We start from the raw sequence: 223 nt of genomic DNA on the forward strand, positions 1-223 counted from the left end.
ACGGTTGATGAGATCCTTTTCGCCGCGAATGATGGCATTGCGACCAAAGCGCTCGTCGAGTGCCCGGCTGACGGCGGCGAACTCCCGGCGAATGCTGGGATCGAGAGGGGCGGCGGAAGCCGTCAGCTTGCGGTCGTTGTTCTTCGCCTCGGCAGTCAGTCGCATGAGCACGTCTTCCGCCGCCGTCGACAGAGCAGGAATGGCAACCGCCATGCGCCGTCGC

Annotated in this window: 1 protein-coding gene; it reads right to left on the reverse strand. The window is 64.6% G+C overall.

Features of this window, described 5'->3' with window-relative positions; genetic code table 11:
* On the reverse strand, positions 1–223 hold a 223-nt coding region (locus tag MOV76_RS39750), incomplete at both ends, for a hypothetical protein (RefSeq protein WP_247266657.1).

This window comes from Rhizobium sp. PRIMUS64 (assembly GCF_023006465.1).
Classification (GTDB): Bacteria; Pseudomonadota; Alphaproteobacteria; order Rhizobiales; family Rhizobiaceae; genus Rhizobium; species Rhizobium leguminosarum.